Here is a 21,714-nt window from a genome sequence, read left to right as displayed (position 1 = left end):
ATAATAAATCCCCCCTTCTAAGGTAAGCCCATGGCTATGCCAACCCGCAACCTGGGCCTGGACCTCATGCGGGCCACCGAGGCCGCCGCCCTGGCCTCGGCCCGCTTCGTGGGCCGGGGGGATAAGGAGGGCGGGGACCGGGCCGCGGTGGAGGCCATGCGCCTTCTCCTCAACGCCTTGGAGTTCCGGGGAAGGGTGGTCATCGGCGAGGGGGAAAAAGACCGCGCCCCCATGCTCTTCAACGGCGAGGTTCTGGGCCAGGGCGAAGGCCCTCTTTGGGACCTGGCCGTGGACCCCGTGGAGGGGACGCGGCTCCTCGCCCTGGGGCGGTACGGGGCCATCAGCGTCATCGCCGCCGCTCCGGAGGGGGCCCTCTTCAACCCCGGACCCGGTTTTTACGCCGCCAAGCTGGTGGTGGGCCCCGAGGCCCGGGAGGCCATTGACCTCCGGGCTTCCGTGGCCGAGAACCTCAAGGAGATCGCCCGGGCCCTCCGCAAGGAGGTGCGCGAGCTCACCGTGTTCGTCCTGGACAAACCCCGGCACGCCCGGCTCATAGAGGAGATCCGCCTGGCGGGGGCCCGCATCAGCCTGCAGACGGACGGGGACGTGGCGGGGGCCCTGGCCGCGGTGCTTCCGGACACGGGCATAGACGTCCTCATGGGCACGGGGGGCACCCCGGAGGGGGTGATCGCCGCCGTGGCCGTCCGGGCCCTGGGGGGCGGGATGCAGATGCGCCTGGACCCCCAGAGCGAGGAAGAGCGTTGGAACCTGGTCCATGCCGGCTTTGACCTGGACAAAGTCTTCACGTTGGAAGAGCTTTGCCAAGCCGAGGACACCCATTTCGCCGCCACCGGCATCACCGATGGCCCCTTCCTCAAGGGGGTGCGCTACGGGCAGCACCGGGCCTGGACGGAGAGCCTGGTGATCCGGGGGGCTACCCGTACCCTGCGCAAGGTGGAGGCCTGGCACCAGCTGGACAAGCTTCGGGGCATCAGCCCCGTGGCCTATTAGGAGGTGGGCATGACGGACAAGAAGACCATGTACAAGAAGGGTGGGGTGGTGGAGTACAAGGAAATGGGCTACTGGCAGCCCGACTACGAGCCCAAAGACACGGATACCCTGGCCCTTTTCCGCATCACCCCCCAGCCGGGCATTGAGCCGGAGGAGGCGGCGGCGGCGGTGGCGGGGGAGTCCTCCACCGCCACCTGGACCGTGGTCTGGACGGACCGCCTCACGAGCTTGGAACGCTACCAGGCCAAGGCCTACCGGGTGGAACCGGTGCCGGGGAACCCCGAACAGTACTTCGCCTGGATCGCCTACGACCTGGCCCTCTTTGAGGAAGGCTCCATCGCCAACATGACCTCCTCCATCATCGGCAACGTCTTCGGCTTCAAGGCCTTGCGGGCCTTGCGCCTCGAGGACCTCCGCGTCCCCGTGGCCTACCTTAAGACCTTCAAGGGGGCCCCCCACGGCATCCCCGTGGAGCGGGACATGCTGAACAAGTACGGCCGCCCCCTCCTCGGGGCCACGGTGAAGCCCAAGCTGGGGCTTTCCGGCAGGAACTACGGGCGCGTGGTCTACGAGGCCTTGGCGGGAGGGCTGGACTTCACCAAGGACGACGAGAACATCAACTCCCAGCCCTTCATGCGCTGGCGGGACCGCTTCCTCTACGCCCAGGAGGCGGTGATGAAGGCGGAGCAGGTGACTGGCGAACGCAAGGGCCACTACATGAACGTCACCGCCGCCACCATGGAGGACGTTTACGAGCGCCTGGAGTTCGCCAAGGAGATTGGGGCCATCATCGTCATGGTGGACCTCACCATGGGCTACACCGCTTTGCAGTCGGTGTCCAACTGGTGCCACAAGAACGGCATGATCCTCCACCTGCACCGGGCGAGCCACGCCACCTTCACCCGGCAGAAGAACCACGGCATCAGCTTCCGGGTCCTGGCCAAGTGGATGCGCATGCTGGGGGTGGACCACATCCACGCGGGCACGGCGGTGGGCAAGCTGGAGGGGGACCCCAACCTGGTGCGGGGCTACTACGACATCCTCAGGGAGCAGTACGTGAAGGCCGACCCCGTGAAGGGCATCTTCTTTGACCAGGACTGGGCCTATTTGCCCGCGGTGATGCCCGTGGCCTCGGGGGGCATCCACGCCGGGCAGATGCACCTGCTCCTCTCCCTCTTCGGGGACGACGTGGTCTTGCAGTTCGGGGGCGGCACCATCGGCCACCCCATGGGAATCCAGGCGGGGGCCACGGCCAACCGGGTGGCCCTCGAGGCCATGGTCAAGGCCAGGAACGAGGGGCGGGACATCCTTTCCGAGGGGCCCGAGATCCTCAAGAAGGCGGCCCAGCACTCCAAGGCCCTGGCCGCCGCCTTGGAGACCTGGGGGAGCGTCACCTTTGACTTCGCCCCCACCGACACCCCCGATGTCCTGCCCACCCCAAGCTAAAGGAGGTAAGCCATGAGGATTACCCAGGGAACCTTTTCCTACCTGCCGGACCTCACGGACGAGGAGATTGAGGCCCAGATCCGCTACATCATCCAAAACGGCTGGGCGGTCTCCATTGAGTACACGGACGACCCCAGCCCCTACAACGTCTACTGGAACATGTGGGGCCTCCCCATGTTTGACCTGGAAGACCCCGCCCCGGCCATGTACGAGTTCAAGAAGTGCCGGGAGGCTTTCCCCAACCACTACATCAAGATCAACGGCTACGACCCCTCCCCCATGTGGCAGGCCCAGCGGGTCTCCTTCATCGCGCATAGGCCTCCCGTGGAGGAGCCCGGCTTCCGCCTGCACCGCACCCTCTGGAGCGACGGCAGGAGGCTCAAGTACACCCTCGAGGCCTACGCCACCCAGAAGCCGGAAGGGGAGCGCTACCGGGAAGAGTAACGCCTGAACCCAGGGAGGGCCGGGTCTTTCCCGCCCTCCTTATCCACAAGGAGGACCATGGAGCCGCAAAGCCTGGCGGTGGTGAAAAACCCGGAGATTGAGGCGGTCCTGGAGGGCTTGGACCGGGAGCTGGTGGGCCTCAGGCCGGTGAAGCAGCGCATCCGCGAGATCGCCGCCTACCTCTCCGTGGATAAGCTCCGCCGGGAGCTCGGCCTCACCGCGGATCGTCCCACCCTGCACATGGCCTTCGTGGGCCCGCCTGGCACCGGCAAGACCACGGTGGCTCTGCGCATGGCCACCATCCTCCACAAGCTGGGCTACATCCGCCGCGACCACCTGGTGGTGGCGAGCCGCGACGACCTGGTGGGCCAGTACATCGGCCACACCGCTCCCAAGACCAAGGAGGTCCTGAAGCGGGCCATGGGCGGGGTTCTCTTCATTGACGAGGCCTATAGCCTCTACCGGGCGGAAAACGAGCGGGACTACGGCCAGGAGACCATAGAAATCCTCCTCCAGGTCATGGAGAACCAGCGGGAGGACCTGGTGGTGATCCTGGCGGGCTACAAGGACCGCATGGAGGAGTTCTTCGCCCTGAACCCCGGCATGCGTTCCCGCATCGCCCACCACATTGAGTTCCCCCCTTACACCCTGGAGGAGCTTTTCCAGATCGGCAAGATCATGCTGGAAAAGCAGGGGTACCGTTTTTCCCCCGAGGCCGAGGTGGCCTTCCGGGAGTACCTGGAAAGGCGCATGCGCCTTCCCAACTTCGCCTACGCCCGAAGCGTCCGCAACGCCCTGGACCGCTTCAAGCTGCGCCAGGCTTACCGGCTTTACCAGAAGGCGGGGCCCGTCACCCCGGAGGAACTCATGACCATCACAGCGGACGACATCTACCAAAGCTCCGTCTTCAAGGAGAAGGAGGAGGAGGATGCCCCATAGGCCCTTCATGTTAGGCATCGCCGGCGACTCGGGGGCGGGCAAGACCACCATCTCCGGGGGCATCGCCCGGCTTTTGGGTACGGAGCGCACCACCAGCATCTGCGTGGACGACTACCACAAGTACGACCGCAAGCAGCGCAAGGAGCTGGGCATCACCCCCTTGAACCCCGAGTGCAACTACATGGACATCATGGAGCAGCACGTGCGCCTCCTGGCGGAGGGGGAGCCCATTCTTAAACCCGTCTACAACCACTCCACGGGCACCTTTGACCCCCCGGTGTACGTTCCCGCTCCTCGTGCGGTGGAAGAAGGTGGGCGGCTGATCCCCAGGGTGGTGATCCTGGAGGGGCTTCTCACCCTCTACTCCCCCGCCCTCCGGGGCCGCTACCACCTCACGGTGTACCTGGACCCCGAGGAGGAGCTGAGGCGGGAGTGGAAGGTGAAGCGGGACGTGGCCAAGCGGGGCTACACCCCGGAGGAGGTTCTGGCGGACATAGAGCGGCGCATGCCCGATTCCAAGGCCTTCATCTGGCCGCAGAAGGAGCACGCGGACATCATCGTGCGCTTCTACCGCCCCCCGGGCTACGACCCGGAGAACCCCAGCACCCTGAACGTGCGCATCGCCCTGAAGCACACCCTTCCCCGCCTGGACCTTTCCGAGGTGCTTCACTCCGCCTACGAGGATGAGGCCCTGATCCGCCTGGAGGCACGGCGGGAGGCGGACATCCTGGACATCACCGGGAACGTGACCCCCGAGCGGGCCCAGGCCTTTGAGCGCATCATCTGGGAGCACCTGGGAGCCCACGCGGAGCACTTTGACCCCAGCCTGGTGGGCACCTTCTGGGATAAGGCGGGGCAGAGCTACCCCCTGGCCCTGACCCAGCTCATCATCGCCTACTACCTGGTTAAGATGCGGGAGCTGGCCATTGAGCGGGGACACCTGCGGGTGGCCTAGGGGGAGAAGATGCTGAAGTTCGCGCCCTCCATCCTCACGGCGGACCTGGCGAGGCTAGGGGAGGCCATAAAGGAGGCCGAGGCGGCCGGGGTGGACTGGATCCACCTGGACGTGATGGACGGGGTATTCGTCCCTAACCTCACCTTCGGGCCCCTCCTGGTGGAGGCGGTGAGGCGGGTCACCTCCTTGCCCCTGGACGTGCACCTCATGATCGTCCAGCCGGAGCGCTACCTCGAGGACTTCGCCAAGGCGGGGGCGGACCACATCACCGTCCACTTTGAGGCCACCTACCACCCCCACCGGGCGGTGCAGAAGGTGAAGGAGCTCGGGAAGAAGGCGGGGCTCGCCATCAACCCCGCCACCCCCCTCGAGGCCTTTGAGCCCCTTTTGCCCGAGCTGGACCTGGCCCTCCTCATGAGCGTGAACCCGGGCTTCGGCGGGCAGCGCTACATCCCCACCGCCACGGAGAGGCTTCGCCGCCTCAAGGCCATGCGGGACCGCCTGAACCCGGGATGCCTCATAGAGGTGGACGGGGGCGTGAACAAGGAGACTTTGGCCGAGGTCTACCGGGCGGGGGCGGACGTGGCCGTGGCGGGGAGCGCCCTCTTCAACCGGCGCCCGGTGGCGGAAAACCTGAAGGAGCTCAAGGAGGTGCTCTATGCCCTTGGTGGTAGGTAAAGAGGTTCTGGAGAAGGCTTGGCGCGAGGGCTACGCGGTTCCCAGCTTCAACACCAACAACCTGGAGATCACCCAGGCCATCCTCGAGGTGGCCGAGGAGCTCAGGGCCCCGGTTTTCATCCAGGTTTCCGATGGGGCCCGCAAGTACGCGGGCATGGAGAACCTGGCCAACCTGGTGAAGGACATGGCGAGCCGGGTGCGGGTGCCTGTGGTCCTCCACCTGGACCACGGGGCGGACTTCGCCATGGTGATGCAGGCCCTCCGGGCGGGCTTCACCAGCGTGATGATTGACGCGAGCCACCATCCTTTTGAGGAGAACGTGCGGGAGACCAAGAAGGTGGTGGAGGCGGCCCACGCGGTGGGGGTGAGCGTGGAGGCCGAGCTCGGCCGCCTCCAGGGCATTGAGGACAACGTCCAGGTCTCTGAAGCCGAGGCCTTTCTCACCGACCCCGAGGAGGCGGAGCGCTTCGTGGCCGAGACGGGGATAGACTACCTGGCCATCGCCATCGGCACGAGCCACGGGGCCTATAAGGGGAAGGGCCGCCCCTACATTGACCACAAGCGCCTGGAGGAGATCCGCAAGCGGGTCTCCCTGCCCTTGGTCCTCCACGGGGCGAGCGGCGTGCCCACCTGGCTCAAGGAAAAGCTCCTGGCCACGGGGGCCGAGCTCAAGGAGGCCACCGGCATCCACGACGAGGACATCCGGAAGGCCATCCCCAACGGCATCGCCAAGATCAACATTGACACCGACCTCCGCCTGGCCATGACCCTGGGCATCCGCGAGGTGGTGACGCAAAACCCCAAGGAGTTTGACCCCCGCAAGATCATCGGCAAGGGCCGGGAGTACCTGAAGCAGGTGATCCGGGAGAAGTTTGCGCTGATGGGCACCGTGGGCCGGGCCTGAGGGCTTCCCGTCCAGGGTATTCTGAGGCCCGTGCTTAGGGTGGTGGTCAAGCCGGGGAAGGGGCGCAAGGTCCGGAACTTCTACCCGAACCTCTACCGGGACGAGCTCCAGGAGGCCCCGGAGGAAGCCGGGGTGGCCGAGGCCTGGGCGGCGGAGGGGGACTTCCTGGCGGTGGGCTACTACGATCCCCGCTCCCGGGTGCCCTTCCGCGCCTACCGCTTTGACCGGGGCCCCCTGAACCGGGCCTTTTTCCGGGAGCGCTTCGCCCGGGCCCTGAGGAAGCGGGAGGGCTTGGGAAGCGCCCACCGCCTGGTCCACGGGGAGGCGGACGGGCTTCCCGGCCTGGTGGTGGACCGCTTCGGGGAGGTCCTGGTCCTCCAGGTGCGCACCCGGGGGATGGAGGCCCTGAGGGAAGTGTGGCTTCCCGCCCTTTTGGAGGTGGTGGCCCCCAAGGGGGTCTACGAGCGGAGCGACCTCGAGGCCAGGCGGCAGGAGGGCCTGCCCGAAAGGGTGGGGGTGGTCTACGGGGAGGTGCCGGAGGTCTTGGAGGTGGAGGAGGACGGCCTCCTTTTCCCCATTCCCCTCTCCTTGGCCCAGAAGACGGGCTTCTACCTGGACCAGCGGGAGAACCGCCGCCTCTTTGAGGCCATGGTGCGCCCAGGGGAGCGGGTCTTGGACGTCTACAGCTACGTGGGGGCCTTCGCCCTGAGGGCGGCCCGCAAGGGGGCCTATGCCTTGGCCGTGGACAAGGACCTCGAGGCCCTGGCCGTCTTGGACCGGGCCGCCCTTAGGGCCGGGCTTCGGGTGGACATCCGCCACGGGGAGGCCCTTTCGGTGCTTAAGGGCCTCGAGGGGGCCTTCCACCACGTCCTCCTGGACCCCCCCACCCTGGTGAAGCGCCCGGAGGAGCTTCCCCCCATGAAGCGCCACCTGGTGGACCTCACCCGGGAGGCCCTAAGGCTTCTCGCCCCCGAGGGCTACCTCTGGCTTTCCAGCTGCAGCTACTACCTCAAGGCCGAGGACCTCTTGGAGGTGGCCCGGAGGGCCGCGGCCGACCGGGGGATGCGCCTTCGGGTCCACGCCCTCACCCACCAGCCTGGGGACCATCCCTGGAGCCTGCACATCCCGGAAAGCCTCTACCTGAAGACCCTCATCCTCCAGGAAGACGCCCTTTAATACCACCCCAGGCTGGCTTGCGCCAGAGCGGGGGCCCCAAAAGAGCCTTCGCAGAGCCCTGCCTCCGGCGTCCCATGTGGCGAAATCAAGGTGCGGGCACTTGGCCGGGCGAAGGAAACCGGGAAAAAGGGGATGACCCCTGGGAAAGGGGCCTTGCCTGTATGATGGGGTGGAGGCACCCTCGGGGTGCGGAAAAGGAGGAGCTATGGAAGTGGCACGGGGTTTGGAAGGCGTTCTCTTCACGGAAAGCCGGATGTGCTTCATTGACGGGGAGGCGGGTAAGCTTTACTACTACGGCATCCCCATCCAGGAGCTGGCGGAGAAGAGCACCTTTGAGGAGACCACCTTCCTACTGCTTCACGGGAGACTCCCGCGGCGAGAGGAGCTGGAGGCCTTCAAGGGGGAACTGGCGCGTCGGCGGACCCTTCCGGACCACCTTCTGGAATCCTTCCGCCGCTACCCCACCTCGGCCCACCCCATGAGCTTTCTCCGCACCGCGGTCTCCGAGCTCGGCATGCTGGACCCCACCGAGGGGGACATCTCCCGGGAGGCCCTTTACGATAAAGGCCTTGACCTCATCGCCAAGTTCGCCACCATCGTGGCCGCCAACAAGCGCCTGAAGGAGGGCAAGGAGCCCATCCCGCCCCGGGAGGACCTCTCCCACGCCGCCAACTTCCTCTACATGGCGAACGGGGTGGAGCCTTCCCCCGAGCAGGAGCGCCTGATGGACGCCGCCCTCATCCTGCACGCCGAGCACGGCTTCAACGCCAGCACCTTCACCGCCATCGCCGCCTTCTCCACGGAGACCGACCTCTACTCGGCCATCACCGCCGCCGTGGCCTCCTTGAAGGGCCCGAGGCACGGGGGGGCCAACGAGGCGGTCATGAAGATGATCCGGGAGATCGGCGCCCCGGAAAGGGCCCGGGAGTGGGTGCGGGAGAAGCTCGCCCGGAAGGAGCGCATCATGGGCATGGGCCACCGGGTGTACAAGGCCTTTGACCCGAGGGCGGGGGTGCTGGAGCGGCTGGCCCGGCTGGTGGCGGAAAAGCACGGCCACTCCACGGAGTACCAGATCCTGAAGATCGTGGAGGAGGAGGCGGGGAAGGTCCTGAACCCCAGGGGCATCTACCCCAACGTGGACTTCTACTCCGGGGTGGTCTACTCCGACCTGGGCTTTGGCCTGGAGTTCTTCACCCCCATCTTCGCCGTGGCCCGCATCTCCGGCTGGGTGGGGCACATCCTGGAGTACAAGGAGCTGGACAACCGCCTCCTGCGCCCCGACGCCAAGTACATCGGGGAGCTGGACGTGCCCTACGTGCCCCTCGAGGCCCGCTAGGGGTTTCTTGCCCCCTGGCCCGGCCGGGGGGTTTTCCTTTTAAAGGCCGCAGAAGGCCTCGTAGTCTATGAGCTCCCGCTGCGTGGGCTGGTCCCCGCACACGGGGCAGGCGGGGTTGCGGCGCGTTTTGAGCTTGCGGAAGGCCCCTTCCAGGGCATCGTAGAGGAGGAGGTGCCCCGCCAGGGGCTTCCCGAGGCCGAGGAGGACCTTCAGGGCCTCCGCCGCCATGAGGCTTCCCACCACCCCCGGCAAGACCCCGAAGACCCCGGCCTCGGCGCAGGAGGGGACGCTTCCCGGAGGCGGGGGCTTGGGGAAGAGGCAGCGGTAGCAAGGCCCCATCTCCCCCTCCTCCGTGGGGTGGTGGAAGACGACCACCTGCCCGTCAAACTGGTAGATGGCCCCGAAGACCAGAGGCTTGTTGAGGAATACCGCGGCGTCGTTCACCAGGTAGCGGGTGGGGAAGTTGTCCGAGGCGTCCACGATGAGGTCGTAGGGCCTAAGGATCTCCAGGGCGTTTTCCGAGGTGAGGCGCACGGGATGGGCCACGATCTCCACCAGGGGGTTCAGGGCCAGAAGGCGCTCCCTGGCCGCCAGGGCCTTGGGCTTGCCCACGTCCTCCGTGGTGTAAAGCACCTGGCGGTGGAGGTTGGAGACCTCCACCCGGTCCATCTCCACGAGGCCCACCCGTCCCACCCCCGCGGCCACCAGGTACTGGAGGACGGGCACCCCCAGGCCCCCCGCCCCCACCACGACCACGGAGGACCTTTTGAGCCTTTCCTGCCCCTCGGGCCCCACCTGGGGCAGGATCATCTGGCGGTGGTAGCGGTCCAGCTCCTCCTTGGTCCACATCTAGGCCTCCCGGGTGCCGAAGCCGGGGGGGAGGAAGTCGGGGTAGTCGGGGTTGCCCTTGCGGTCGGGGAGCCTGGGGATGAGGTCCGAGGGGTGGGGCTCCCCCTTGCGGCAGTAGGGGCAGTCGTGGCGCACCTTGTAGCGCACGGGCCTTGCAGGGATGCCCAGGGCGATGGCGTGGGGGGGAATGTCCTTGGTGACGATGGCCCCGGTGCCCACCATGACGTCGTCCCCGATGCGTACCCCCGCCAAGACGGTGGCGTGGTAGGTGATGCGGACCCCACTTCCGATGATGGTTTCCTTCAGGGTCACGTCGGGGGAGGCCAGGATGTGGTGGGTGTGGCTGTAGACGTTGACGTAATCGGAAAGGGAGGTGCCGTCCCCGATCTTGATCCCGCCGATGTCGTCCAGGAAGACGTAGCGGTGCACCACCACGTCGTCCCCCAGCTCCAGGTTGTACCCCACGGAGAACTCCACGTTCTGAAAGAACTTTGGGTTTTTCCCCACCCGCTTGAAGATGAAAGGGGCGAGGGCCCGCCTTATGGCCACCCCGGAGTGGACCGACTGGCCCAAGGGGGTGAGGTCCAGGACCTTCCAGAACCAGAGGAGGGGCTTGACCCGCCGGAACTTCTCCAAATCGGTGGCGGCGTAGTACTCCGCCTCAAAGGTGATCCCCTCGGGGTCTAGGCCCATGGCCGCCAGGGGGTTCACCTCCAAAAGCTCTTCATAGGGCCTGCCGTAGAGGAGGCGGGCAAGCTCCTCCCGCACCAAGGCGTTCCGGTCCACGCTGGGGTCGGAAAGCTTCTCCGTGAGGCTACCCAGGTAGCGGTCCAGGGCCTTTTGGTGCAGGGGGGCGATCTCCCGGGGAAGAAGCCAGGGCATAGGCCTATGCTACTCCCTCGCGTCCGGGAATACAGCCTCTTTCCTCACCCTACGGAGGAACGGTAGCCGAGCTCCCGCAGGGCCTCCGGGTCCTTGCGCCAGTCGGGGTAGACCTTGACCTCGAGGTCCAGGTACACCTTCTTGCCAAGGAGGGCCTCGAGCTGCTTCCTCGTGGCCTGACCGATCTCCTTGATCTTCCGCCCGCCCTCGCCGATGACGATGGCCTTTTGGGAGGGGCGCTCCACGTAGAGGAGGGCCTTGATGTAAAGCACCCCGTTCTCCCTTTCCGCCACCTCCTCCACCTTGGTGGCGATGGCGTAGGGCACCTCGTGCCAGAGGCGCTTCATGGCCTCTTCCCGGAGGATCTCCGCCACCCATTCCCCGAAGGTCTGGTCGCTCTTGGCGTAGTCCTCCGGGTAGAAGAAGGACCCTTCCGGCATGAGGGCGAGCAGGTCCGCCTTGAGCTGGGCCACCTGCCTTTCGTCCAGGGCGGAAAGCATCCGGGGCTCGGCCTCGGGAAGAAGCTCATGGTAGGCCTTCATCGCCTCCTCGGGGTACTTGGCGGCGTCCAGCTTGTTCCCCACAAGGAGGATGGGCACCTTCCCCACGAGGGGCTTTAAGGCCTTGGCCACCAGCTCGTCCTCCGGGGTCGGGGGGTGGCGGAGGTCCACCACCCAGACCACGGCGTTCACGTCGCTTAGGGCCTCGTAGACCTCCTGGTCCATAAACTCCCCCAGGGCGTCCATGGGTTTGTGGAGGCCCGGGGTGTCCACGAAGACGATCTGACGCCTTCCCTCGGTGAGGATCCCGCGGAGGCGCTTGCGGGTGGTCTGGGGGCGGGGGCTTATGGGGGCCACCTTCACCCCCAGGAGGTTGTTGAGGAGGGTAGACTTGCCCACGTTGGGCTTGCCCACGATGGCCACGAACCCGGAGTAAGTCTTTTCTTCCATGGTGTCAGGTGATCCCGGCCCTTGGGATTTGCCCTTTGGGGCAGGGGCCAGACCTTCCAAGGCTTCCAGTATACTCCAGGCGTGGACCCCTTGGCCCTGGCTTTCCTCCCCGGAATCGGCCCCAAGCGGCTTTTGGAGGCCTTGGGGTCGGGGGACCCTCTGGGCTTTTTGAGGGAGCGCTTCCCCGAGGCCTGGCGGCACCTCGGCGAGGCCGAGGCCCGGGCGGAAAGGGAAAGGCGCCTTGCCGAGGCCATGGGCGTGCGCCTCCTGGGCCTCTGGGAAGAGGGCTTCCCCGAGGGGCTGAAGGCGCTTCCCCAGCCCCCCACCCACCTCTACCTCAAAGGGGAGCTCCCCGAGGAGGGGAAGGCCGTGGCCCTGGTGGGCACCCGCCGGGCCTCCCCTTGGGCCTTGGCCTTCGCCCGGAGGCTCGCCCGGGAACTGGCCGAGGCCGGGCTTTGGGTGGTCTCGGGCCTCGCCCGGGGCATAGACCGGGAGGCCCACCTGGGGGCTTTGGAGGGGGGTGGGCGGACCCTGGGGGTTCTGGGGAGCGCTTTGGACCGGATCTACCCCCCGGAAAACCGCCCCCTGGCCCAGCGGATAGACCTCCTCTCGGAGTTCCCCTTTGGGGAAGGCCCCAGGCCCGAGTTTTTCCCTCGGAGAAACCGCCTCATCGCCGGGCTTTGCCGGGCAGTGGTCGTGGTGGAAGCCCCCCTGGACTCTGGGGCCCTCATCACCGCCCGCCACGCCTTGGAGCTCGGCAAGGAGGTGCTGGCGGTGCCGGGCCGCCCCACGGACGAGCGCTCCTTGGGGGCGAACCGGCTGATCCAGGACGGGGCCTACCCGGTGCTCTCCGCCGAGGACGTCCTTTCCTACCTGGGGGTGGCCGCAAGGCCCAAGCCTCTCCCGGGCCTCTCCCCGGAGGAGGAGGCCCTTTACGCCCTTCTCCAGGAGGGAGAGACGCTCCCCGAGGCCTTGGCCCAGGCCTTGGGGATGCCGGCGGAACGGGTCCTTTCCCTCCTCACCCTCCTGGAGCTAAAGGGCCTGGCCCGGGCCCTCCCGGGAGGGCGCTACGGGCCAGGCTAGGGCTTACTTGGCCTTCTCGTAGAGCTTCTTGGCGATCTCGTAGAGCTCAGCGGGGTGGAACTCGGGGGCGAACTCGGCGGCGTCGTGGCCGGCGTCAAAGACGGGGCCCCCCGTGGGCGGGCCGTCCACCACCACCACCTCGCTGCCGTCCTCGGGGGAAGCACCCCGCCAGATCAGGCCTACATCCTTGTAGTCCTCAGGGCTGAAGCGGTAGAGGTTGCGGTGGAAGCCCAGGTCCATGTACTTCTTGGCCTCGGGGATCTTGCTGTTGTCAATCCTGGGGATGGGGAGCATCTTGGTCATTTCCACCCCGGTGAGGCTTTCCAGGGCCTTGCCGTAGGCGGCGGCGTGCACCCCGCCCCGCACCAGGAGGTAGCCGATCATCTCCCGGGCCACGGGGTTATCGGTCATCTCGTAGACCCGGAGCTTGTGGGTGCGGGCGGCTACCTCCAGGAAGAAGTTATGGAGGAGGTCCAGGATCAGGTTGCCGCTGGTGAAGACGTACTCCCCGTGCCAGTGCTCCCCCATGGCCCCCATGACCAGGCTGTTGGCCCCGCCGGCGATGAAGTGGGCGACGTTGCGGACGTCCTTGGCATAGCCCAAGGGGGCCTGTACCGGGTCCACCCCCTCCTCCAGGTCCTTCCCGGGGTTCTTGGCCAGGAGGCTGTTGATGGTGGCCGCCACCAGCTCAATGTGCCCGAGCTCCTCGGTGGCGATGTTGGCAACGAGGTCGTAGTAGGGCTTCAGGGCCTTCTTCCCCCGGAAGTTGAAGGACTGGTACATGTAGTTCATCAGGGTGGACATCTCCCCGAAGCGCCCTCCCAGGAGGGCCTGCACCGCGGCGGCGGCGTTGGGGTCCTGCTCCTTGGGCATGGGAAGCTCAATCTGCAGACGGTCGATCCTCAGAAACATCCTTCACCTCCTGCCTGGCTGGGCCAGGCACCTCCCACCCTAGTGCGGGCCTCGCTATAAGTCCAATAGAACTTTTTGCCCCAGCAAATAAACTGGATTTATGACTCTGGACCAGCTGCGCTACCTGGTGGCCCTGGCGGAGGAGGGGAGTTTCACCCGGGCGGCGGAGCGGGTCTACCTGACCCAGCCCGCCCTAAGCGTCCAGATCCGCAAGCTGGAGGAGGAGCTTGGGGTGAGGCTTTTTAACCGGCGGGAAGGAAGGCCCACCGAGGTGGGGCGGGCGGTGGTGGCCCAGGCCCGGAGGGTTTTGGAGGAGGTGGAGCGCCTGAGGGCCCTGGCCCGGGGGGAGGAGGGCTGTTTCCAGGGCCCCTTTCGCGTGGGGGTGATCCCCACCCTGGCCCCCTACCTGCTTCCCCGTTTGCTGCCCCGTTTCACGGCCCGTTACCCGGCCCTCGAGGTCAGCGTGCGGGAGGAGCTCACCTCCGCCATCCTGGAAGGCCTTCAGGAGGGGCGTTTGGACGCTGGGCTTGTGGGCACGAGGGAGGAGGGCCCTGGCCTCTTGGCCCTGCCCCTCTTTGAGGAGTCCTTTTTGGCCTACGTTTCCCCCCGTCATCCCCTTTACGGGTGGGAGGCCATCCACCCCCTGGAGGTGCCCCTGGAGGACACCTGGGTCCTCTCCGAGGGGCACTGCTTCCGCGAGCAGGTTCTGGCGGTATGCCGCCCCACCTTGGGAAAGCGGCATGTGGAGTTCCAAAGCGGCGACTTGGAAACCCTCATCCTCCTGGTGGAAGGGGTAGGGGGGCTTACCTTCCTGCCCGAGGTGGCCCTCTGGACCCTTCCCGAGGCGAAGCGGGCCCACCTGCGCCCCCTTGCCCCCCCGGGGGCGGGGCGCACGGTATACCTCCTCCTGCGGGAGGGGAGCCTCAAGGCCCCGGTGGCCAGGGTCCTGGGGGAGGAGGTGGGGCGGCTTTTCCAGGCCTTACGCAAGGGAGCGGGGTTGGGGGCAAGGGGTATGATGGGGGCGGAGGTTCGCCATGACCAAACCTGAGGCCAAGGGTGGGGACGTCCAGATCAAGGCGGGGCTCATCTGGATGAACGGGGCTTTCCTGCCCCAGGAGGAGGCCAAGACCAGCGTCCTAAGCCACGCCCTCCACTACGGCACCAGCGTCTTTGAGGGTATACGGGCCTACGAGACCCCCAAGGGGCCGGCCATCTTCCGCCTGAAGGAGCACGTGAAGCGCTTCTACAACTCCGCCAAGGTCCTCCGCATGGAGATCCCCTTCGCCCCGGAGGAGCTGGAGGAGGCCATCAAGGAGGTGGTGCGGCGAAACGGCTACAAGAGCTGCTATATCCGCCCCCTAGCCTGGATGGGGGCCAAGGCCCTGGGGGTGAACCCCTTGCCCAACAACCCCGCCGAGGTGATGGTGGCCGCCTGGGAGTGGGGGGCCTACCTGGGGGAGGAGGCGGTGCGCAAGGGGGCCAGGCTCATCACCAGCTCCTGGGCCCGCTTCCCTGCCAACGTGATGCCCGGCAAGGCCAAGGTGGGGGGGAACTACGTGAACAGCGCCTTGGCCAAGATGGAGGCGGTGGCCGCCGGGGCCGACGAGGCGCTTCTTCTGGACGAGGAAGGCTACGTGGCCGAGGGGAGCGGGGAGAACCTCTTCTTCGTGCGGGACGGGGTGATCTATGCCCTGGAGCACTCGGTGAACCTGGAGGGCATCACCCGGGACTCGGTGATCCGCATCGCCAAGGACCTCGGCTACGAGGTCCAGGTGGTGCGGGCCACCCGGGACCAGCTCTACATGGCGGACGAGGTCTTCATGACCGGCACGGCCGCCGAGGTCACTCCCGTGTCCATGATTGACTGGCGCCCCATCGGCTCGGGGACGGCGGGGCCCATCACCTTGAAGCTCCGGGAGGTCTACCTCGAGGCCGCCACCGGAAAGCGCCCCGAGTACGAGGGCTGGCTCACCTACGTCACTTCCTGAGCCAGTCCTCAAGGATTTTTTGGTAAAGCGCAGGGTCCAGGCGGGGCCTTTCGTAAAGCCCCGCCTTGAGCCTTTGCCTTTGCGCCTCAAAGAGGATCACGGCGGCCGCCACAGAGACGTTCAGGCTTTGCACCATGCCCAGCATGGGGATCTTGATGGCCCCGTCCGAAAGGGCCAAGGCCTCCTCGGAAACCCCCCACTTCTCCGCCCCTAGGAGGACGCAGGTGGGCTTGGTGTAGTCCACCTCGCGGAAGTCCTGGGCGTCCTCCCGGAGGGCGGTGGCGTAGACCCTAAAGTCCCTTGCCCGCAGGTGGCGGAAGGCCTCGCGGATGTCGGGGTGGACCCGGAGGTAGACCCACTTGTGGCTGCCCCCGCTGGTCTCGTTGAAGGTGGGCACGCCTCCCGTGGGGTTCACCGCGTGGGCCTCGAGGACCCCCACGGCGTCGCAGGTGCGCAGGATGGCGGAGAGGTTATGGGGCTTGTGGACATTCTCCAAGAGGACGGTGAGGTCGGGCTGCCTCTTCCTTAAGACCTCCTCTATCCTTCGTCTCCGCGCCTCCGTGCGTTCCCTCATGATCGGGAAAGCTCCCTTAGCCTCTGGATCAAGGGCTTGAGGACCGCCCGCTTGAGCTTGAGGGCCTGCCGGTTCACCACAAGCCTCGCCGTGGAGTGGGCGAGGACCTCCACCTCCATAAGCCCCGCTGCCCTCAGGGTGGCCCCCGTCTGCACCACGTCCACCACGGCGTCGGCGAGACCGGTGACCGCGGCGAGCTCAATGTTCCCGGAAAGCTCCACCACGTCCGCCGCCCAGCCCCTTTCCTTGAGGAGCCTCGCGGTGAAGTTCGGGTACTTGGTGGCGATGCGGCGGATGGGCCCCGTATCCCCGGGGCGCCTGATGAGGGAGAGCCGGCAGGCCCCAAAGCCTAAGTCCACGGGCTCAAAGAGGTCCCTTCCCGAGTCCAGGAGCACGTCCTTCCCCACCACGCCCACCTCGGCGATGCCCAGGTCCACGTAGACGGGGACGTCCTTGTTGCGAAGCTCCAGAAGGGCCACGCCCCCCTCCTTCCCGTGGAGGAGGGTCCTCTCCCCCTCCACCTCGGGGAGGTCCAGCCCGGCCCGCTTCAGGACCTCGTAGGCCTCCTGGAAGATCCGCCCCTTGGGCAGGGCCACGGTGAGGGCGAAGCGCCTCATTCCACCCTCCAGATCTCCTCCCCCCGGGCGAGGAAGGGGATGCCGCGCCTTCGGGCGTAGGCCACGGGGTCCTCCCCGTGGAAAAGCTCCGTGCGCTTCTCCCGGGCGAAGCGGCGAAGGGCCTTGAGGTCCAGGGCCAAGACCTCGGGGGCCGCTTCCTCCTTGGGAAACCTCAAGGCCTCAAGAAGCCGCTCCACCCCTAAGGCAAAGCCCGCGGCCTTGGGGAGTAGGGCCCCGTCGTACCGCCCCCCCCCGAGGAGGGGGAGGCCGAACCCCGGGGTGTAGGCCCGGAAGAAGATCCCCGAGTAGTACTCGTAGCGCCGGGCCATGCCCAGGTCCAGGAGGACGGGCCTTCCCAGGAGGTCCAGGGTCCTCTCCAGCTGGGCGAGGGCCTCTTGGGCCTTGGGGGGGAGAGGAAGGCCCCGCGCCTCCTTCAAGACCTCCTGCCCGCCGTAGAGGTCGGGGAGGGCGAGGAGGGCCTTTTGCGCCTCCGGGGGCACCGGATGCTGGGCGAGAAGCCCCTTAAGCTCGGGGAGGTTTTTGCGGTGGATGGCCTGCTGCGCCCGCCTTTGCAGGGGCTCGGGAAGCCCCGAGGCCTTGAGCACTTCTCCCACGAGGCTCGGCAGGCCCACCTCCACCTCCCCCTGGACCCCCAAGGCCTCGAGGGCGGCGAAGGCGAGCTCCAGCACCTCGGCGTCCGCCAAGGGCCCCGTGGCCCCCAAAAGCTCCAGGCCCACCTGGGTGTACTCCCGAAGGCGCCCAAGCTCCGCGTCCGCCTCCCTGAGCCACAGGGCCCCGGCGTACTGGAAGCGGTGCACGCCCTCCCCCAGGTGGGCCCGGAGGAGCTTGGCGAGGAGGGTGGTGAACTCGCTCCTCAAGGCCAGGACCTCCCCCGTCTTGTCCACCAGCTTGAAGGCCCTTTCCGCCAGGGGATGGTCGGGGTCGTAAAGCTCCAAGGCGGGAAGCTCCACGGGCTCGTAGCCGTGGCGCCGGAAGAGGTGCTGGAGCTTCCCCACCACCTCGGCCTTGAGCCTGGCCTCGGGGGGCAGGAGGAAGCGGGTGCCTTCGGGGATCATTCCTTGACCAGGATCTCCACCGCCAGGAGCTTGTCCTTCGCCCCCGTGGCCGAGGGGCCTTCCGTGGGGGCGAGGCGCCTCGCCACCTCCATCCCCTCCACCACCTTGGCGAAGAGGGTGTACTGCCCGGTGAGGTGGGGGGCGGGCCCCAGGGTGATGAAGAACTGGCTCCCGTTGGAGTTGGGGTCCTGGGTGCGGGCCATGCCCACCATGCCTTCCCGGTCAAAGGCCAGCCCCGGGGCGATCTCCAGGCCGAAGGCGTAGCCGGGTCCGCCCCGGCCCGTGCCCGTGGGGTCCCCGGTCTGGGCCACGAAGCCCGGGATCACCCGGTGCCAGTCCAGCCCCTCAAAGTAGCGGTGAAGGGCCAGGAAGACGAAGGAGTTCACCGTGTTGGGGGCCTCCTTTTCCAGGAGGTCCAGGAGGATCTCCCCCTTGGTGGTTTTGAGCCGGGCGTAGTAGTCCTTGCCCGGCTCCAGCACGGGCCTGGGGGCGGCGAAGGCGCGCACGGGGGTTTCCGAGAGGTAGGGAAGGGGCTTCATGCTCTCACCCTTGCAGGCGCTGAGGAGGACCAAGAGGAGGAAGAGGAGGCGCACGCCCATAGCCTACACCCTGGGCAGGGTGATGCCCCTTTGCCCCTGGTACTTGCCCTTGCGGTCCCGGTAGGTGACCTCGGGGCGGGGGCCCTCCAGGAAGAGGAGCTGGACGATGCCCTCCCCGGCGTAGACCTTGGCGGGAAGGGGGGTGGTGTTGGAGATCTCCAGGGTGACGTGGCCTTCCCAGCCCGGCTCCAGGGGGGTGACGTTGGCCACGATGCCGCACCGGGCGTAGGTGCTCTTGCCCAGGGCGATGGCGATCACGTTCTCCGGCATGCGGATGTACTCCACGCTCCGGGTGAGGGCGAAGGAGTTGGGGGGGATGATCACCTCCTCCCCCTCGTACTCCACGAAGCTTTTGGGGTCAAAGTTCTTGGGGTCCACCACCGTGGAGAAGACGTTGGTGAAGATCTTCCACTCCGGGGCGGCCCGGAGGTCGTAGCCGAAGGAGGAAAGGCCGTAGCTGATGACCCCTTCCCGCACGAGCCTTTCCTCAAAGGGCTCAATCATGCCCTTTCGCGCCATCTCCCGGATCCACCAGTCCGGCTTCACCATGCCCTCAACTATACCCGCTAGACTGGCCCTATGCGGAAGCTCTGGCCCCTGGCCCTCCTCCTCGCCGCCTGCGGCGCCCAGGACGTGGGGACAGTAGACCCCCTGCGCCTCACCGCCACGGGCCTCCCTCCCGCCTACCTCGGCGAGCCCTATAGCGCAAGCCTCGCCGCCGAAGGAGGGGTGCGGCCCTACCGCTTCAGCCTGGACGGGAAGCTCCCCGAGGGGCTCGCCTTCCAGGGAGGGCGGATCAGCGGGGTGCCCAAGGAGAAGGGAAGCTTCCCCCTCGTCCTCACCGTGGAGGACGCCGCCAAGAATAGCCGCGCCCAGAAGCTCACCCTCACCGTCTCCGACCCGCCCCCGCCGAGGCTAGCCCTCGTCCTCCCCCCGGCCCAGGTGGAAGGGCCCTTCCTCCTCCTCGCCCGGGTGGAGGGGCGGGAGGCGGTGGGCTTCCAGCTGGAGGTGCGCCTCGCCGACCTCGAGCCCGACCCCGCAAGCCTCAAGGCCCTAAGCCCCGCCCACCTCCTGGACTACGACCCGGCCACGGGGCTTTTGCGGCTGGACATGGCCTTCGCCAAGCCCGTGAAGGACCAGGAGGCCTTCCGCCTCCTCCTTACCCCCAAAAAGCCCCTCACCCCGAGGCTTTCCCCCCAGGTGGTCTTCTACGACAAGGAGGGGAAGCCCCTGGGCCAGCCCCTTTCCCGAGGGAAGCCCTTCTCCAGCCTGCTGGAGCTGGCCCAGAACTGGGGCAAGGAGGGCAAGGGGGACCTGGACGGGGACGGCCGGGTGGGGGAGGCCGACCTCAGGCTTCTCGCCCAGGGGTACTTTTCCAAGGCCCAGACCCCCTCCCCCGAGGCCCCGGGCGGAGGCGAAGGGCAAGCGCCCGGGGAAGAAAGGGCCCCCTAAAGCGCCCGGCGGATGGCCTCGGCGTCCTCCTCGCGGTAGCCGTAGAGGGTGACCTCGAGGGTGTCCGGGGCCTTCTTGATCTCCTCCAGCATCACCCGGGCCACGGCCTCCACGGGAAGCCCTCCCACCCCGGTGCCCAAAAGGGGAAAGGCCACGGTCTTCAAGCCGAGCTCCACCGCCTTCTCCAGGGCGCTTTTCGTGGCCTTGCGCACCGTCTCCAGGCTCGCGGGCTCGTCCCCCAGGACGGCGGCGTGGATCACGTAGCGCACCGGGAGGTTCCCCGCCCCCGTGACCGCCGCCTCCCCCACCCGGATCTTGCCGATGCGGTCGCACTCCTCCTGGATGGAGGGGCCGCCCTTCCGGAGGATGGCCCCCGCCACCCCGGCCCCCAGCTTCAGGTGGTTGTTGGCGGCGTTGACGATGGCGTCCCCTTGGAACCCGGTGATGTCCCCTTGGGCCACGCGGATTCGCGCCATGCCCTTATTTTCACCGTACAATGGGCCTGATGTCACGGGACCTATTGGGCCTCGAGGGGCGGATCGTGATGGTCACCGGGGCGGGCCGGGGCTTCGGCCGGGCCATCGCCCACGGCTACGGCAGGAACGGGGCCACGGTGGTGGCGGTGGACCCGGACGTGGAGCTCGCCACCTCCGTGGCCTCGGAGGTGGAGGCCCTGGGGGCCACGGCCATCCCCATCCGCGGGGACATGAGCGTGGTCTTGGACGTCACCACCACCTTTGAAAAGGTGGAGGAGCTCTTCGGCCTGTTGGACGGCATCGTCCACGTGACCGTTGCCGAGAGCAAGACGCCCTTCGTGGAGCTTCTGGAGGGGGAGTGGTACGACCTCATGAGCCAGGACGTGAAGTCCAGCCTCTACGTCCTCCAGCAGGGCCTCCGCCACCTGGCCGGAGGGGGCTTCGTGACCCTGGTCCTGCCCCCCGCGGCGCGCATGGAGCCCCACACCCTCTCCGTGCGCAAGGCCGTGGAAGGGCTCATTGAGGGGGCGAGCCGCACCTTCCCGGGGGTGCGGGTCAACGGCGTGGTGCCCTCCCGCGACCCCGTGGGGGAGGCCTACGATCAGGCCCTGGTGCGGGCGGCCTTGGCCCTTGGGTCCATGGTGGCCGAGGGGGTGCGGGGGGTGGTGCTGGAGGTGCAGCTCCCCGAACCGCCCCTTTCCCCCGAGGTCTACGAGATGCTCCGGGAAGTGCCGTGAAGTGCCCCTACTGCGGCCACCCCGACACCCGGGTGGTGGACTCGAGGCCCTCCGACGAAGGGGCCGCCATTCGCCGGAGGCGGGAGTGCCCCTCCTGCGGCCGCCGCTTCACCACCTACGAGCGCACCCAGCTTGAGCCCCTTATGGTCCTCAAGCGGGACGGCCGCAAAGAGCCCTTCAACCCCGACAAGCTCCTAAGGGGCCTTCTCCTCGCCTGCGAGAAGCGTCCCGTGGACCGGGAGGTCCTCAAGCGCTTCGCCTACACCTTTGAGGACCAAGTGCCAGGCCCGGAGATCTCCTCGGAGGAGATCGGCCTCAAGGCCATGGCCTTCCTCAAGGAGCTGGACCACGTGGCCTACATCCGCTTCGCCTCCGTCTACCGGGAGTTTGACTCGGTGGAGCGCTTCATTGAGGAGATCCGCCGCCTCTCCGAGCTCCCCCCCGTTGACAAAAAGGAGGGGGCTTGATAGGATGGCTTTTGCTGCGCGGGCGAAGGCCCAAGCAGGGGGATCTTGAAAAGGGGAGAGCGCAAGACCCAAACGCAAGCACCCAACGCCTTTTAGGCGTTTTTCTTTGGAGAGTTTGATCCTGGCTCAGGGTGAACGCTGGCGGCGTGCCTAAGACATGCAA

General features: G+C 67.2%; 25 protein-coding genes and 1 rRNA gene. 16 read left to right on the top strand and 10 right to left on the bottom strand.

The features are described 5' to 3' along the window. The first annotated feature begins 36 nt into the window (after positions 1-36). The 9 genes from glpX (at position 37) to BLP62_RS09825 (ending at position 8,889) form a co-directional block, all read left to right on the top strand. Positions 37-1,011, top strand: a complete 975-nt coding sequence (gene glpX / locus BLP62_RS09865; RefSeq protein ID WP_093008195.1) for a class II fructose-bisphosphatase — start codon at positions 37-39, stop codon at positions 1,009-1,011. Between the two features lie 9 nt (positions 1,012-1,020). Then, positions 1,021-2,457 carry a form I ribulose bisphosphate carboxylase large subunit gene (locus BLP62_RS09860; RefSeq protein WP_093008194.1) on the top strand — a complete coding sequence of 479 codons (1,437 nt, stop codon included), beginning with the start codon at positions 1,021-1,023 and terminating at the stop codon, positions 2,455-2,457. A 12-nt stretch (positions 2,458-2,469) separates the two neighbouring features. Beyond that, positions 2,470-2,901 carry a ribulose bisphosphate carboxylase small subunit gene (locus tag BLP62_RS09855; protein ID WP_093008193.1) on the top strand — a complete coding sequence of 144 codons (432 nt, stop codon included), beginning with the start codon at positions 2,470-2,472 and terminating at the stop codon, positions 2,899-2,901. 57 nt (positions 2,902-2,958) lie between these two features. Next, positions 2,959-3,840, top strand: a complete 882-nt coding sequence (locus tag BLP62_RS09850; protein ID WP_093008192.1) for an AAA family ATPase — start codon at positions 2,959-2,961, stop codon at positions 3,838-3,840. Continuing rightward, on the top strand, positions 3,830-4,795 hold the full coding sequence (locus tag BLP62_RS09845) for a phosphoribulokinase (RefSeq protein WP_093008191.1): 966 nt from the start codon (positions 3,830-3,832) through the stop codon (positions 4,793-4,795). The genes BLP62_RS09850 and BLP62_RS09845 overlap by 11 nt, the downstream gene beginning before the upstream one ends. Before the next feature lie 9 nt (positions 4,796-4,804). After that, positions 4,805-5,473, top strand: a complete 669-nt coding sequence (gene rpe, locus BLP62_RS09840) for a ribulose-phosphate 3-epimerase (RefSeq protein WP_093008190.1) — start codon at positions 4,805-4,807, stop codon at positions 5,471-5,473. Further along, complete coding sequence (gene fba, locus BLP62_RS09835; protein ID WP_093008189.1) at positions 5,454-6,377, top strand: class II fructose-1,6-bisphosphate aldolase; 924 nt, start codon at positions 5,454-5,456, stop codon at positions 6,375-6,377. Before rpe ends, fba begins: the two co-directional genes overlap by 20 nt. Before the next feature lie 30 nt (positions 6,378-6,407). Beyond that, positions 6,408-7,553: a class I SAM-dependent rRNA methyltransferase gene (locus tag BLP62_RS09830; RefSeq protein WP_176758191.1), complete on the top strand. Its 1,146-nt coding sequence runs from the start codon at positions 6,408-6,410 to the stop codon at positions 7,551-7,553. A gap of 205 nt (positions 7,554-7,758) precedes the next feature. Further along, positions 7,759-8,889 (top strand): citrate synthase/methylcitrate synthase, encoded by a 1,131-nt coding sequence (locus BLP62_RS09825; protein ID WP_093008187.1) that lies wholly within the window; start codon positions 7,759-7,761, stop codon positions 8,887-8,889. Positions 8,890-8,928: 39 nt separating this feature from the next. Here BLP62_RS09825 and BLP62_RS09820 read toward each other — a convergent pair whose 3' ends face one another. From BLP62_RS09820 to era, 3 genes are read right to left on the bottom strand one after another with little or no spacing between them, the layout of a single operon-like run. Beyond that, positions 8,929-9,738 (bottom strand): HesA/MoeB/ThiF family protein, encoded by an 810-nt coding sequence (locus BLP62_RS09820; RefSeq protein WP_093008186.1) that lies wholly within the window; start codon positions 9,736-9,738, stop codon positions 8,929-8,931. Further along, positions 9,739-10,620, bottom strand: a complete 882-nt coding sequence (locus BLP62_RS09815; protein WP_093008184.1) for an acyltransferase — start codon at positions 10,618-10,620, stop codon at positions 9,739-9,741. It lies immediately after the preceding gene. A 44-nt stretch (positions 10,621-10,664) separates the two neighbouring features. Next, positions 10,665-11,570: a GTPase Era gene (gene era, locus BLP62_RS09810; RefSeq protein ID WP_093008182.1), complete on the bottom strand. Its 906-nt coding sequence runs from the start codon at positions 11,568-11,570 to the stop codon at positions 10,665-10,667. 81 nt (positions 11,571-11,651) lie between these two features. On the opposite strand from era, the gene dprA reads away from it, so the two are divergent. Next, positions 11,652-12,653, top strand: a complete 1,002-nt coding sequence (gene dprA, locus BLP62_RS09805) for a DNA-processing protein DprA (RefSeq protein ID WP_093008181.1) — start codon at positions 11,652-11,654, stop codon at positions 12,651-12,653. 3 nt (positions 12,654-12,656) lie between these two features. On the opposite strand, the gene BLP62_RS09800 is transcribed toward dprA, so the two are convergent. After that, on the bottom strand, positions 12,657-13,565 hold the full coding sequence (locus BLP62_RS09800; RefSeq protein ID WP_093008179.1) for a manganese catalase family protein: 909 nt from the start codon (positions 13,563-13,565) through the stop codon (positions 12,657-12,659). A 100-nt stretch (positions 13,566-13,665) separates the two neighbouring features. On the opposite strand from BLP62_RS09800, the gene BLP62_RS09795 reads away from it, so the two are divergent. Both BLP62_RS09795 and BLP62_RS09790 read left to right on the top strand, forming a co-directional pair. Then, on the top strand, positions 13,666-14,613 hold the full coding sequence (locus tag BLP62_RS09795) for a hydrogen peroxide-inducible genes activator (protein WP_093008177.1): 948 nt from the start codon (positions 13,666-13,668) through the stop codon (positions 14,611-14,613). Beyond that, positions 14,600-15,553 (top strand): branched-chain amino acid transaminase, encoded by a 954-nt coding sequence (locus BLP62_RS09790; RefSeq protein WP_093008175.1) that lies wholly within the window; start codon positions 14,600-14,602, stop codon positions 15,551-15,553. The genes BLP62_RS09795 and BLP62_RS09790 overlap by 14 nt, the downstream gene beginning before the upstream one ends. Here BLP62_RS09790 and trmH read toward each other — a convergent pair. Genes trmH through dcd form a run of 5 tightly spaced genes read right to left on the bottom strand, consistent with a single transcriptional unit; the run spans position 15,543 to position 18,968 of the window. Continuing rightward, positions 15,543-16,127, bottom strand: a complete 585-nt coding sequence (trmH, locus tag BLP62_RS09785; RefSeq protein WP_093008173.1) for a tRNA (guanosine(18)-2'-O)-methyltransferase TrmH — start codon at positions 16,125-16,127, stop codon at positions 15,543-15,545. The genes BLP62_RS09790 and trmH overlap by 11 nt on opposite strands. Beyond that, complete coding sequence (gene hisG, locus BLP62_RS09780; protein ID WP_093008171.1) at positions 16,124-16,744, bottom strand: ATP phosphoribosyltransferase; 621 nt, start codon at positions 16,742-16,744, stop codon at positions 16,124-16,126. The genes trmH and hisG overlap by 4 nt, the downstream gene beginning before the upstream one ends. After that, positions 16,741-17,820, bottom strand: coding sequence for an ATP phosphoribosyltransferase regulatory subunit (locus BLP62_RS09775; protein WP_093008169.1), 1,080 nt, complete (start codon positions 17,818-17,820; stop codon positions 16,741-16,743). The genes hisG and BLP62_RS09775 overlap by 4 nt, the downstream gene beginning before the upstream one ends. Then, on the bottom strand, positions 17,817-18,419 hold the full coding sequence (locus BLP62_RS09770) for a peptidylprolyl isomerase (RefSeq protein WP_093008167.1): 603 nt from the start codon (positions 18,417-18,419) through the stop codon (positions 17,817-17,819). Before BLP62_RS09770 ends, BLP62_RS09775 begins: the two co-directional genes overlap by 4 nt. A gap of 3 nt (positions 18,420-18,422) precedes the next feature. Next, the gene (gene dcd, locus BLP62_RS09765) at positions 18,423-18,968 is read right to left on the bottom strand and encodes a dCTP deaminase (protein WP_093008166.1); all 546 of its coding nucleotides are present in this window, start codon (positions 18,966-18,968) and stop codon (positions 18,423-18,425) included. A 30-nt stretch (positions 18,969-18,998) separates the two neighbouring features. On the opposite strand from dcd, the gene BLP62_RS09760 reads away from it, so the two are divergent. Continuing rightward, positions 18,999-19,871 carry a putative Ig domain-containing protein gene (locus BLP62_RS09760; protein WP_093008164.1) on the top strand — a complete coding sequence of 291 codons (873 nt, stop codon included), beginning with the start codon at positions 18,999-19,001 and terminating at the stop codon, positions 19,869-19,871. Here BLP62_RS09760 and BLP62_RS09755 read toward each other — a convergent pair. Beyond that, positions 19,868-20,347 (bottom strand): macro domain-containing protein, encoded by a 480-nt coding sequence (locus BLP62_RS09755; protein ID WP_093008162.1) that lies wholly within the window; start codon positions 20,345-20,347, stop codon positions 19,868-19,870. The genes BLP62_RS09760 and BLP62_RS09755 overlap by 4 nt on opposite strands. Positions 20,348-20,376: 29 nt before the next feature. On the opposite strand from BLP62_RS09755, the gene BLP62_RS09750 reads away from it, so the two are divergent. The 3 genes from BLP62_RS09750 to BLP62_RS09740 form a co-directional block, all read left to right on the top strand. After that, positions 20,377-21,084 carry an SDR family NAD(P)-dependent oxidoreductase gene (locus tag BLP62_RS09750; protein WP_093008160.1) on the top strand — a complete coding sequence of 236 codons (708 nt, stop codon included), beginning with the start codon at positions 20,377-20,379 and terminating at the stop codon, positions 21,082-21,084. After that, on the top strand, positions 21,081-21,551 hold the full coding sequence (gene nrdR, locus BLP62_RS09745; protein WP_093008158.1) for a transcriptional regulator NrdR: 471 nt from the start codon (positions 21,081-21,083) through the stop codon (positions 21,549-21,551). The genes BLP62_RS09750 and nrdR overlap by 4 nt, the downstream gene beginning before the upstream one ends. 103 nt (positions 21,552-21,654) lie before the next feature. Further along, a 16S ribosomal RNA gene (locus BLP62_RS09740) occupies positions 21,655-21,714 on the top strand; the annotation flags it as partial.

Source organism: Thermus arciformis (assembly GCF_900102145.1).
Taxonomy (GTDB): Bacteria; Deinococcota; Deinococci; order Deinococcales; family Thermaceae; genus Thermus; species Thermus arciformis.
Note: the sequence above shows the minus strand (reverse complement) of the source record. Positions and strands in the feature narration are given on the sequence as shown.

Coding starts and splice junctions, on each gene's coding strand:
- BLP62_RS09790 (WP_093008175.1), top strand. CDS start 14,600: ATGACCAAACCTGAGGCCAAGGGTGGGGACGTCCAGATCAAGGCGGGG.
- BLP62_RS09855 (WP_093008193.1), top strand. CDS start 2,470: ATGAGGATTACCCAGGGAACCTTTTCCTACCTGCCGGACCTCACGGAC.
- BLP62_RS09820 (WP_093008186.1), bottom strand. CDS start 9,738: ATGTGGACCAAGGAGGAGCTGGACCGCTACCACCGCCAGATGATCCTG.
- BLP62_RS09825 (WP_093008187.1), top strand. CDS start 7,759: ATGGAAGTGGCACGGGGTTTGGAAGGCGTTCTCTTCACGGAAAGCCGG.
- fba (WP_093008189.1), top strand. CDS start 5,454: ATGCCCTTGGTGGTAGGTAAAGAGGTTCTGGAGAAGGCTTGGCGCGAG.
- BLP62_RS09795 (WP_093008177.1), top strand. CDS start 13,666: ATGACTCTGGACCAGCTGCGCTACCTGGTGGCCCTGGCGGAGGAGGGG.
- era (WP_093008182.1), bottom strand. CDS start 11,570: ATGGAAGAAAAGACTTACTCCGGGTTCGTGGCCATCGTGGGCAAGCCC.
- BLP62_RS09815 (WP_093008184.1), bottom strand. CDS start 10,620: ATGCCCTGGCTTCTTCCCCGGGAGATCGCCCCCCTGCACCAAAAGGCC.
- hisG (WP_093008171.1), bottom strand. CDS start 16,744: ATGAGGCGCTTCGCCCTCACCGTGGCCCTGCCCAAGGGGCGGATCTTC.
- BLP62_RS09755 (WP_093008162.1), bottom strand. CDS start 20,347: ATGGCGCGAATCCGCGTGGCCCAAGGGGACATCACCGGGTTCCAAGGG.
- BLP62_RS09860 (WP_093008194.1), top strand. CDS start 1,021: ATGACGGACAAGAAGACCATGTACAAGAAGGGTGGGGTGGTGGAGTAC.
- dcd (WP_093008166.1), bottom strand. CDS start 18,968: ATGGTGAAGCCGGACTGGTGGATCCGGGAGATGGCGCGAAAGGGCATG.
- rpe (WP_093008190.1), top strand. CDS start 4,805: ATGCTGAAGTTCGCGCCCTCCATCCTCACGGCGGACCTGGCGAGGCTA.
- trmH (WP_093008173.1), bottom strand. CDS start 16,127: ATGAGGGAACGCACGGAGGCGCGGAGACGAAGGATAGAGGAGGTCTTA.
- BLP62_RS09775 (WP_093008169.1), bottom strand. CDS start 17,820: ATGATCCCCGAAGGCACCCGCTTCCTCCTGCCCCCCGAGGCCAGGCTC.
- BLP62_RS09760 (WP_093008164.1), top strand. CDS start 18,999: ATGCGGAAGCTCTGGCCCCTGGCCCTCCTCCTCGCCGCCTGCGGCGCC.
- BLP62_RS09800 (WP_093008179.1), bottom strand. CDS start 13,565: ATGTTTCTGAGGATCGACCGTCTGCAGATTGAGCTTCCCATGCCCAAG.
- BLP62_RS09770 (WP_093008167.1), bottom strand. CDS start 18,419: ATGGGCGTGCGCCTCCTCTTCCTCCTCTTGGTCCTCCTCAGCGCCTGC.
- BLP62_RS09845 (WP_093008191.1), top strand. CDS start 3,830: ATGCCCCATAGGCCCTTCATGTTAGGCATCGCCGGCGACTCGGGGGCG.
- BLP62_RS09850 (WP_093008192.1), top strand. CDS start 2,959: ATGGAGCCGCAAAGCCTGGCGGTGGTGAAAAACCCGGAGATTGAGGCG.
- glpX (WP_093008195.1), top strand. CDS start 37: ATGCCAACCCGCAACCTGGGCCTGGACCTCATGCGGGCCACCGAGGCC.
- BLP62_RS09750 (WP_093008160.1), top strand. CDS start 20,377: ATGTCACGGGACCTATTGGGCCTCGAGGGGCGGATCGTGATGGTCACC.